This window comes from Thiobacillus denitrificans ATCC 25259, from assembly GCF_000012745.1.
GTDB classification, from domain to species: domain Bacteria; phylum Pseudomonadota; class Gammaproteobacteria; order Burkholderiales; family Thiobacillaceae; genus Thiobacillus; species Thiobacillus denitrificans_B.
On the sequence record NC_007404.1, the window covers coordinates 2,743,735 to 2,754,300 of the forward strand.

Genomic DNA, 10,566 nt, shown 5'->3' on the forward strand with positions numbered 1-10,566 from the left:
GCTAATTTACCGCAACCGTGGTCCTTACAATCGTCTCAAGTTCGAGGTGGCAAACGTGATCGCCAAACCCCTGCGTATCGTGCCTTCTGCGGCCCCCGCCTCGCCGGAGCGGCACGGTCGCCCGCGCGGCGGGGCGCGTGTGATGATCGTCGACGACCGCGGGACCGCGCGCAGCCTGCTCGAAGGCCTGGCACGCACGCTCGAGCCCGGCGTCATCGTTCAGAGCTACGCGGACCCCTTCGAGGCGCTCGCGCAGATGCAGCTCGCGACGCCCGACCTCATCATCACCGACTACCGCATGCCCGGCATGGACGGCATCGAGTTCACGCGCAGGATCCGCGCCGAGCGCCGCCTGACCGACGTGCCGGTCGTCATCGTCACGGTCGTCGAAGACCGCCAGATCCGCTACCAGGCGCTCGAAAACGGCGCGACCGACTTTCTCACCCGGCCGATCGACCCGCAGGAATGCCGCGCCCGCTGCCTCAACCTGCTCGCCCTGCGGCGCAGCCAGAAGGCGATCGCCGATCGCGCGATGTGGCTCGAGGAACAGGTCATGCAGGCGACGCGCGAGGTGCGGACGCGCGAACGCGAGACGCTGATGAAACTCGCGAAGGCCGGCGAATACCGCGACCAGGAAACCGGCAACCACATCGTCAGGATGGCGAAATACGCCCGACTCATCGCCGAGGAACTCAAGCTCAGCGCGATGGAATGCGACGAGATCGAAGCCGCGGCGCCGATGCACGACATCGGCAAGATCGGCATCCCTGACGTGATCCTGCTCAAGCCCGGCCGGCACACGCCCGACGAGCAGCAGATCATGCGCCGCCACCCGCAGCTCGGTCACGAAATCCTCGCCGGCAGCCCCTCGCGCTACCTGCAGATGGGCGCGATCATCGCCCTCGGCCACCACGAGAAATTCGACGGCACCGGCTATCCGCAAGGTCTCGCCGGCGAAGACATCCCGCTCCCGGCCCGCATCGTCGCGGTCGCCGACGTCTTCGACGCACTCACCTCGGATCGCCCCTACAAGCGCGCCTGGTCGTTCCAGGACGCCTTGCAGTTCATCCGCTCGGAAAGCGGTCGCCACTTCGACCCGGCCTGCGTGCGCGCCTTCGAGCGGCGCATCGATGCAGTCGCGGCGATCGCGCGCGAACTCAGCGATCCGCAGTCCTAAGCGGCCCATGAAGACCGCGCTTCATCAGCTATTGCCTGCATTTCTGCGGCGTCTTCTCAAACGAATAAAAGACCGGCCGGATTCAGAGTTCCAGCAGACGCTAATCCGCATTGTCATTGGGCTCGGGTTCCTGCTGTATTTCTCCCGGGATCTCGCGACGCTCGATGAGTCGACCCGCGAAATAGCCCAGCTTATTAGCGCGTTTTTCACCGCAATTGCAGTGGTGATCACAGCGCTTTCATTGACCAGCCTCAAAGTGTCTCCCCCGCGTCGGATTGTCGCGATGGCGCTGGATTACGCTACCTGTTCGTTTCTACTGACCTATACCGGGGAGGCGGGCAGCCCGCTGCTCGTCGTGTACCTGTGGGTAACGCTAGGCAACGGCTTCAGATATGGCGTTTTCTACCTGTATATCGCAGCTGCCATGGCGATCACGGGCTTCCTGCTCGTGCTTACCTACTCGTCCTATTGGAACAGCCACATGTCCATCGGGCTGGCATTTTTGCTGTCCATGATCGCGGTTCCCCTTTATTCTGCATCGCTGCTGAAGCAGCTTCACTCCGCTGTTGAGCGGGAACGCAAGGCCAGCCTGGCGAAATCGAGCTTCCTCGCCAATATGAGCCACGAGCTTCGGACCCCGTTGAACGGCGTCATAGGCGTCGCCGACCTGCTTGCCGAGACGAAGCTCAACAAGGAGCAAAAGGAGTTCGCGCAGATCATCCGCACCTCTGCCGACACCCTGCTCGAACTGATCGATAACGTGCTCGACATCTCGCGCATCGAGGCCGGTCGCATCCTCACAAGCAGCGAGGATTTCGACCTACACCGCGTCATCAACGGCACGGTCGCGATGATGGAAACGCAGGCCAACGCCAAGGGTCTCGTGCTCGCCGCGCACATCGCGCCGCAGACCCCGTTCCAGCTGCAAGGCGACGCGCCCCATCTGCGTCAGGTACTGATCAATCTGATCGGCAATGCCGTCAAATTCACCGAGCACGGACGGGTCGACGTCTACGTCCGCCCGGTCGGACAGGGCAACCCCCAACGATTGCGACTCGAAGTCGTCGATACCGGCATCGGCATACCGCCCGACGCCCAGATCCGCATCTTCGACAGCTTCACCCAGGCCGACGCGTCGATCACCCGCCGCTTCGGCGGTACCGGCCTGGGTACGACGATCGCCAAGCAACTCGTCGAAGCGATGGGGGGCGAAATCGGCCTGCACAGCCGCGAAGGCGAAGGCACGACTTTCTGGTTCGAACTGCCCTTCGCGCTGCGCAGCAGCGGGCAACCCGCCGAAGAACGGTTCGATGCACCAATGCGCGTCGCGCTCCTCGCGAGCGGCGACCTTGCCGATCGCATGCAAGCGGCGATCCGCGCTTGGGATGTCGAAGCAGTTACGCTCCGCAGCGCCGCGCAATTAGGCTCCCAACTGTCGGCATCTCCCGCGAGCGAGGCATCGTTCGGGGCGATCGTCGTGGAGCGAAGCCTGCTTCCCGCGGACCCGGTCGCCTTCCTGAGCCAGTTGCGCGAAGGCCCCGTTCGCTCGTCGCTGCCCGTGATCCTGATCGAATCAGACGCACGCATCCCACCTTCCGAGGACGCACTGCTGCTACGTGCAGGCTACGCCTCGGTGCTGCGATCGCCGGTCAACACAGGTCTTCTTTTCAACGCGATCCACGCCGTCACAAGCCGGGAACTGCCGCCCAATGTCATCTCGCTCGCCAACCGCTTCCAGGCGCAGACCGCACAGGCGACCGGACTCAACATCCTGGTCGCCGAAGACAATCCGGTCAATCAGCGCGTGCTGCGCGGCCTGCTCGAGCACGCGGGACACAAAACCACGCTTGCCCACGACGGCGAAGAAGCGCTCGATCTGCTCGATTCGGATGGCGCGAGCTTCGATCTCGCGATCATCGACATGCACATGCCCGAGCTGTCCGGCCCCGAGGTGGTGCAGCGCTGGCGCTTCCTGGAAAAAGGTCATCTCCCGATCATCATGCTCACGGCCGACGCGCGCAGCGAGGCCGAGACCGCCTGCAAGGAAGCCGGGGCTGACGCCTTTCTGACCAAGCCGGTCAACAGCCGCGAGTTGATTGACGCGATCACACGGCTCGGGGTGCCATCGCCCTCGCCCGTCACTGCGCCGGCGGCGAAAGCTGTGCGCACCGGTGAACTCGACGAGACGGTGCTCGACGATCTCGCCGAGCTCGGCGGCGCCGAATTCGTGCGTGAACTCCTCGCGAGTTTCGAGGACGACAGCGCGCGCGCCCTGCGTGACGCAGAGTTCGCGCTCGTGGCCCATGAGTACGGCCAGTGGCATCATCACCTGCACATGCTGAAAGGCGGCGCCAGCGACGTCGGCGCGAATCTGCTCGCCGAGCGCTGCGCCGAAGCCGAACGCGTCAAACCTTTCGAGCTCGCCACCCCGCTCGCGCGCACCCGACTCGACGCGGTGCGGACCGCGCTCGAGGAAGCGCGAACTGCCTTGTCGCGCTACCAGGAGCGCCGCCTACGCGCTGAGCACAGCTGAACCCGCTCCGCTCAAGCTCTCGGCTTTACCGGTCTGCCGCGCAACCAAGCGCTCCATCATGCGCAGATCTTTCGCCTCGAGCCGCAAGGCCGCGTCAACCCAGATTTCGGCGATCCGCATCAGTTCGTCATGCGCAATCGGCTGAGATACCTCGCGTGCCGCGCGCAAGGCGAGCGCGCCATTTCGTTGGCGCGCCTCCTTGCGAATGAATTCATAGACGGCCTGCTCGCCGCTTCCCGGCTCGGTAAGAACGTCGACCGCTCCCAAGTCGAACATCTCCTCCGCGGAATAAAGCTTTCCGCTCAGGATCACCTTCTCCGCTTGGCCGTACCCGATCTTCCTACCAAGCAGGCTCATCGCGCCCATGCCGGGGAACAGATTGAAAAGGATTTCCGGAAATCCCATCTTGGACCCCCGCTCTGCGATCAAGACGTTTGCCGAGAGTGCGCATTCGAAGCCCCCGCCGAGCGCGTCACCCTGGACCAACGCGATCGTCTTCAGGTTCGGACGGTTAAGATGCGAGGCGTTCAGAAACAGAGGGCGAATGCAGGCCTGCGCATATTTATACAAACTCTCGCGGTCCCGCGCCTCGATCAGCTGGCGAAACAGATTAAGGTCACCGCCCAAGTTGTAAACCCCCTGATGGGCGGACGCGACCACGACATAATTCACGTCCGGACAATCGGGATCATCGACCCGCTTCGCGATCTCGCCAAACCAGTCGACGATCTCACGCAGCAAAACGCCTGTGAAGCATGGGCGCGGTTCGGAGTTCATGTAACCCCAAGCAACCTGGCTATGCTCGTCGTAATAAGTGGTAAGTTGGTTGTAATTGGTCTGCTGGGGTTGCAGCGTAGAACGGACAGCTTGCAGGTGTGCCATGAGGTATCTCCACGTCTCTCGTTGATCGGCCATGCGTCGGGTTTTCGGCATGTGGCGAGAGACTAGCGCGGGGCCTGAAAGCGCTCAAGCGACAATTCGGGTGGCGCGGTCAACCCCAAGATATGGGGCGCTAGGTAGGACTGACCCCTAGATCATGCGACGCGCGACCTACGCCTAGAACGTCCATACCATGCGCAGCGCTAGCGCAAACAGCAGCAACGCGAACACGCGCTTCAGCGTCCGGACGGGCATGCGGTGGGCCGTCCGTGCGCCGAGCGGCGCGGTCACTACGCTGCCGAGGACGATGCCGGCGAGCGCGGGCAGATAGACGAATCCCGCGCTCGCGGGCGGACGGCCCGTCACCCCGAGGCCGCCGAGGGCGTAGCCGGCCGTGCCGGCCAGCGCAATCGGAAAGCCGATCGCCGCCGAGGTTGCGATCGCGCGGTGCAACGCGACGTTGTGCCACAGCATGAACGGCACCGACAAGGTGCCGCCGCCGATGCCGACCCAACTCGACACAGCGCCGATCACGGCGCCGGCGAGCGTCATGCCGGGGCGCGCCGGCAGCGCGCGGTGGGGCGCAGGCTTGAAGTCGAGCCACATCTGGAACGCCGCGTAGAACAGAAAGGCGACGAAAAACAGCTTCAGCAACAGGGCGGACACCTCTGCCGCGAGCAGCGCGCCGGCAAGCGTGCCGGCGAGGATGCCCGGCGTGATCCGGCGCACGAGTAGCCAGTCGACCGCGCCGCGCCTATGGTGCGCACGCACGCTCGAAAGCGAGGTGAACAGAATCGACGCCAGCGACGTCGCGAGCGCGACCTGTGGCTCGATCCCGGGTGCGAGGCCTTGCCCCTGCAGCAGCAGGATCAGCACCGGCACGATGATGAGGCCGCCGCCGACCCCGAGCAGGCCGGCGACGAAACCGACGACCAGACCCAGCGCCCCGTAGGCGGCGAAGAGCGTCGGCGCTAGCTCGGGCATCGGGCAAATTTACGTGATGTCCTGAAGGACACCGGGCACGCCCATAATCGCGCAGGATTTTGGTCGACAGAGAAGTTTTGTGAGGGCGCGTCGTAGTGATTCATACGACCCACCGAGCAAAATCTTTCATAGCGGGCAAGAGACCACCGAGCGCGCGCAGCAATTGCGAGTTGCCCGAGCTCACATCAGAGATGCTTGACGATGAACCGGTATTCCGCGGGGTCGACCGGCGTGATCGACAGGCGGTTGCCTTTCTGCAGAATGCGCATGCCGGCCAGCTCCGGGTAGCCGCGGATTTCGGATAGCGGCATGAGCCGGGTCTTCTTCACGAGCTTGACGTCGACGTTGAACCAGCGCGGCGTCTCGGCCGTGGCCTTGGCGTCGAAGTACTTGTTCTCGGGATCGAACTGTGTGGCGTCCGGATAGGCCGGGGTGCTCACCTCGGCAAGCCCGGCAATCCCCGGCTCGGCGCACGACGAGTGGTAGAACAGGACCTTGTCGCCCGGCTGCATCTGGTCGCGCATGAAGTTGCGCGCCTGGTAGTTGCGCACGCCGTACCAGGCGACGCTCTGCTCGGGCATCGCGGCGAGGTCGTCGATGCTGACGTCGCTCGGCTCCGATTTCATCAGCCAGTAACGCATACGTATCCTTTGTTTTTCCTAGCCCTTCCTGGAAGCCCAGTAATTACTGGCAACCCAAGCGGGCGTTGTGCTTGTTTGTTCCTGGTAGCGCCTATAGAATCCCACCCAAATCCCCACCCACATTCCCACCCTAGGAGCAGCCATGGGAAGACTTGCCGCCGTGACATGCGACACCGTGAAGCCCGACCCGAAGCGTGACCGCTTGCTCGGCGATGGTGACGGTCTGTTTTTGCGGATTCGACCGCACGGTACGAAAACATGGGTAATTGAGTATGAGTTTCAGGGCCGTCGCACCAAATACACCATCGGTAGTTACTCGCGCAACGGCGCTCCAGGCGAGAGTATTCCAGACTGGCTGGGGCACGGCCAGCAGTCCCTTACCCAGGCCCGGTCAATAGCCGGAAGTTGGAAAGCGGCGCGCAGAGGTGGCCACGACCCGGCGGCAGAGTGGGAAGCGCTGCAGGCCAAAGAAAAGCAAGCCGCGGCCGAACTGCAGGCGGCCCAGAAAGCCGAGCAACAGCAACCTACGGTCACGAACGCCATAGATTCCTTCATGCAGAAGATTATGGCCGGCAAAAAGAGCGCACCGGCGATCCGCTATCGCCTTGACCGGCTGGCTGCCCTGCTCGGCGACAAGAAAATTCGGGATGTGACCCGGCAGGACGTGATCGCTGCCCTCGACACTATCGCCGAGGGGCTGCGGGAGGGGCAGACGGCCAAACAACTGGCAGGTGAGGTGTTGACCCAAGCCAAACGCGTCTGGCGTTTCGCAAGAGCGCGGGAATGGGTGTTGGTTTCCTGTGTGGAAGAACTAACCCGGCGGGACTTCGACGCCAAACCCCGTAAGCGCGATGTGACACTGCGGTTCGACGAACTGGTCGTGGTCTGGCGAACGCTCGATGATCCCAGGAAATGCAAGGCCGACCCGGTGACGGTTGCGGCAATGAAATTGCTGATTTTGACCGGACAGCGGGAGAGCGAAGTTTGCGAGGCCCCCTGGAAGGAGTTCGACCTAGCCCAAGGGCTGTGGCGCATCCCCCCGGACCGCACCAAGGCGGGTCGCGCCCATCTCGTTCACCTCGCCCCCCAGGCGGTCAAGATCCTTGAAGATGTAAAGAAGATCACAGGAAAGGAACGCTTTGTTTTCGCTTCCCCCTTGAGGGACAAACAACCGGTCTATGGGCGATCCGTCAACAACGCCCTGAAGTCCCTATTTAGGAGAGGTATGTTGTCGAACGTAACTCCCTGCACCATCCATGATTTCCGCAGGACGCTGGTAACCCGCCTCCCCGATCTCGGATTCGAACATTTTTTGGGTCACAAGATTGCCAACCATATGTTGTCAGGCGTGTCCGCCCACTACAACCACAACGCCTATGAAACAGATCGGGAGGCGGCACTGAAGGCATGGGCCGCACGCCTCGAAGTGCTGGCAACGGAAAACAACGTAACCCAATTGCATCAAGCAGCATGATCGTTTTCGCCGCGCCTAGCCCGACAGGGCGAATACTGGGAACCCTTGCCCGACTGGCGCGGCAACCAACTCAAGGGGCGTGTAAGGGACGCCATGTTTTTTTTAGATCAATTCGAGACGTTCGATCCGGTGTCGGGCGAGGTGCCATCCCACCCCTTTACGTATATGCCCGCTATCGCTTCGCGTGCGCGGGCAATCCTAAGATGCGGGGCAGATGAATGGTGCAGGGCAAAGCTCGCCTCGATTGCCAAACGAATTAATCGGGAACTTGACCGGTATTTCAGCGACATCAAGATCTATGAAATTGAGCGCCTTCGCGAGCAGGCGGGGCTGTTGGAATCTATCGGGGGCGACCCCGACTGGCCACCGAACGAAGAATATCTAGACATTCAGACCTGGGAAAACACAAGCGAGGTTGACGCGCTCAAATCCGTCGTTGAGAACCGCGATTCGCACCTCTTCTTCTCCAAAGACCCACTACCAAAGTCAGAAGAGTACCCGGAGGGTAAAGACTATGAGCTGTTCGCGGTCCTTGCGCTGTGGATGCTGGCCGATGGCCTACGTTTCCTAAACACAACGGCCGTAGGCTTAGCAATTGCAGGTGAATTCGCTCTAAAAGCGATGGACGCGGTTTGTTATGCCGAACACTTGCGTGAAGCTGAGTGGCTCGCTTCCTATGTTGAGAAACAGGGCAACATCAAACTGACTGAAGCGCTGATAGAGCAGAAGAACGACGCGCAAAAACAAAAATCCGCCCTCGCTAAACGGCTAAACGTTGCACGTCATCAAAAGACAACCGAAGCAAAGGCAATGGCAATCGAAGAGTTCATGAAGGATCGCGACAGATTCCCCAGTGCCGAGAAAGCCGGTATTTATCTGGCCGACTGGCTTAGAGACCAGGGCCGCCCGTTCGAGCCAAGAACGGTTACCAGTTGGATTCGCGCTCACGCGACAGCAACGGGTTTCCGGTTTCGATAGCGGCCTCCGACGGAGACCGTACGGCCTCTACCGCGCAGTGTTCGGCATCCACCGGATAGGCCTTATTCAGCAAGCGCCATTCCATTTCAATGCGACCATGCATTCCCGGATGGGCCGGGAAGCGCCTAACAGGAGCTTTAAGCATGGCTGCACAACTCAAAACCGCCCTCACCATCCTGCGCCGTCGTCAGGTCGAGAAACGTGTCGGGCTGACGCGATCCCCTCTCTACGCCCGAATCCAGGCTGGCACCTTTCCGAAACCCATTCGCCTCGGCAACGGCCGTGCGGTCGGCTGGATCGAGGCAGAAATTGACGCATGGCTTGACGAACAGATCGAAAAAAGCCGCAAGGCATAAGGGGGATGATGATGCACCTTCCCGAAAAGCAAGATCGCTTCGTGCCGGCCGCAGTCCCTGCGAAATGGGCAACGCTGGAGCGCCATGATGGCCAAGAAGACTAGCAAATCATTTGAATTACCAAGCGGGCATTACGTGGCCCTTCCTCACGCGCTGCTGGACAGCGCAGCTTTCATGGGGGCATCTCACAGGACGCGCTCCCTGATCGTGGAACTCATGCGCCAGCACAACGGGGTAAATAACGGCCACCTTCACCTCGCGCTCGGTTGGCTCAAGGCACGTGGGTGGGCGTCTGCCGACGGGGTCCAGAAATCAAAGCAAGAAGCGCTCGAGCGCGGCCTGATCATCAAGACGCGCGAAGGCGGCCTGAATATCGGCCCGGACCGGTACGCGCTGACTTGGCTGCCAATCACAAACTTCGTCGGACTTCAGTTGTCGCGGCAGGACTATCATCCCGGCCGCTATCTCTTCATGGGCAAGCCGCCAGCCACCAGAGGCGAAAAACCGCCAGTACCTATTCGTCAGGCTGCCAAGCGCATCGTAAAACGCAGTGACTATTCCGTCGTGCGGAGCGACCCAGCACCGGCTGCCGGAATGGTGAAAGCCGTACCTATTCCGCCTGACGGAGCGAAAACCACCATTTTTTATGCTTCGGCCATTCCGCCCAACGGAAACAATGAATTGTTACCAATCCCCCGAGGGAGCTCTCGACGTGTAGTTGGTGCGCGAGGACGTAGTGGGAAGCGCAAACAGGCGCTCGCCCCCCAGAACGCGTCGGGCAATTTCCCTAATGATTTCGGCAAAATCCGGGAGAAACAATAAATGGGCGGTTTTGGGAGCGGGCGACGTTGCCAAGACGGCAAGGCGATTACACGCGACCGCCATGCGCTAGACGTGCGCCATCTCCAACGGAAAAATCTGCTGCGCCCAGGGCTCTTCTTCAGCCTGGACTGGAAACGCAACCGCCAGACGCTGGCCTCTAGCGTCGTTCGGGTAGAAGCTGACCAACTGGTAATGAGCTATCGACACCAGAACGTCGCCGGCGAATGGCAGGACAGAGAATGTCCCGTGCGGCTGGACTGGACGGCCTGCAACTATGGTGGCCAAAGGACATGGATGATCTGCCCTGCCAGCGGGTGCGGGAGGCGCGTGGGCGTGCTGTATCTGGGAAATACAGGTAATTTCGCCTGCCGGCACTGCTGCGAGTTGGTTTATGACACCCAGCGCGAAACGGATGGGCAGCGAGCAATGCGGCGTGTGAACAACATCCGAAAAGTACTGGGCTGGAGGCTTGCCCTTCTAAATGGCGGTGGTGAAAAACCCAGGGGAATGCAGTGGCGAACGTTCCGGAAGCTAAAATCTCAGCACGACGCACACCTCAGGTTGGCGCTAAACAAAATGGGCGAACGGCTTGGCATGGCGAGCCGGAAACTTGTCGGCCTGCAAAAGCGGTTGGATAAAGGGTAAAAACCAGCCAGGATCTCAGCTTCTCGCCCAAATAGCGCACATTTGGAACCGGTACCTCTTGTATCCCGGCTGGTATG

10 protein-coding genes are annotated in these 10,566 nt (G+C 61.4%); 7 read left to right on the plus strand and 3 right to left on the minus strand.

Going from position 1 to position 10,566, the window contains the following annotated elements:
* Nucleotides 1-142 precede the first annotated feature (142 nt).
* Nucleotides 143-1,177 (plus strand): HD domain-containing phosphohydrolase, encoded by a 1,035-nt coding sequence (locus TBD_RS13400; protein WP_011313182.1) that lies wholly within the window; start codon nt 143-145, stop codon nt 1,175-1,177.
* Nucleotides 1,178-1,460: 283 nt separating this feature from the next.
* The gene (locus TBD_RS13405) at nt 1,461-3,710 is read left to right on the plus strand and encodes an ATP-binding protein (RefSeq protein ID WP_238376460.1); all 2,250 of its coding nucleotides are present in this window, start codon (nt 1,461-1,463) and stop codon (nt 3,708-3,710) included.
* On the opposite strand, the gene TBD_RS13410 is transcribed toward TBD_RS13405, so the two are convergent.
* The 3 genes from TBD_RS13410 to TBD_RS13420 form a co-directional block, all read right to left on the minus strand.
* Nucleotides 3,690-4,592: a crotonase/enoyl-CoA hydratase family protein gene (locus tag TBD_RS13410; RefSeq protein ID WP_011313184.1), complete on the minus strand. Its 903-nt coding sequence runs from the start codon at nt 4,590-4,592 to the stop codon at nt 3,690-3,692. The two genes, TBD_RS13405 and TBD_RS13410, sit on opposite strands and share 21 nt — an antisense overlap.
* 174 nt (nt 4,593-4,766) lie before the next feature.
* Nucleotides 4,767-5,573 carry a sulfite exporter TauE/SafE family protein gene (locus tag TBD_RS13415; RefSeq protein ID WP_011313185.1) on the minus strand — a complete coding sequence of 269 codons (807 nt, stop codon included), beginning with the start codon at nt 5,571-5,573 and terminating at the stop codon, nt 4,767-4,769.
* A 185-nt stretch (nt 5,574-5,758) separates the two neighbouring features.
* Nucleotides 5,759-6,214: an EVE domain-containing protein gene (locus tag TBD_RS13420; protein ID WP_011313186.1), complete on the minus strand. Its 456-nt coding sequence runs from the start codon at nt 6,212-6,214 to the stop codon at nt 5,759-5,761.
* Nucleotides 6,215-6,356: 142 nt separating this feature from the next.
* Here TBD_RS13420 and TBD_RS13425 point away from each other — a divergent pair, with 142 nt between their 5' ends.
* The 5 genes from TBD_RS13425 (at nt 6,357) to TBD_RS14655 (ending at nt 10,489) form a co-directional block, all read left to right on the plus strand.
* On the plus strand, nt 6,357-7,688 hold the full coding sequence (locus tag TBD_RS13425; RefSeq protein ID WP_011313187.1) for a tyrosine-type recombinase/integrase: 1,332 nt from the start codon (nt 6,357-6,359) through the stop codon (nt 7,686-7,688).
* Between the two features lie 45 nt (nt 7,689-7,733).
* Entirely contained in the window at nt 7,734-8,666 is a 933-nt protein-coding gene (locus TBD_RS13430) for a hypothetical protein (RefSeq protein WP_148203061.1), read from the plus strand.
* A 143-nt stretch (nt 8,667-8,809) separates the two neighbouring features.
* Nucleotides 8,810-9,022 (plus strand): helix-turn-helix transcriptional regulator, encoded by a 213-nt coding sequence (locus TBD_RS13435; RefSeq protein WP_011313189.1) that lies wholly within the window; start codon nt 8,810-8,812, stop codon nt 9,020-9,022.
* A gap of 84 nt (nt 9,023-9,106) precedes the next feature.
* Complete coding sequence (locus TBD_RS14905) at nt 9,107-9,844, plus strand: hypothetical protein (RefSeq protein ID WP_011313190.1); 738 nt, start codon at nt 9,107-9,109, stop codon at nt 9,842-9,844.
* Nucleotides 9,845-9,916: 72 nt separating this feature from the next.
* Nucleotides 9,917-10,489 (plus strand): hypothetical protein, encoded by a 573-nt coding sequence (locus tag TBD_RS14655; protein ID WP_011313191.1) that lies wholly within the window; start codon nt 9,917-9,919, stop codon nt 10,487-10,489.
* The last annotated feature ends 77 nt before the right edge of the window (nt 10,490-10,566 follow it).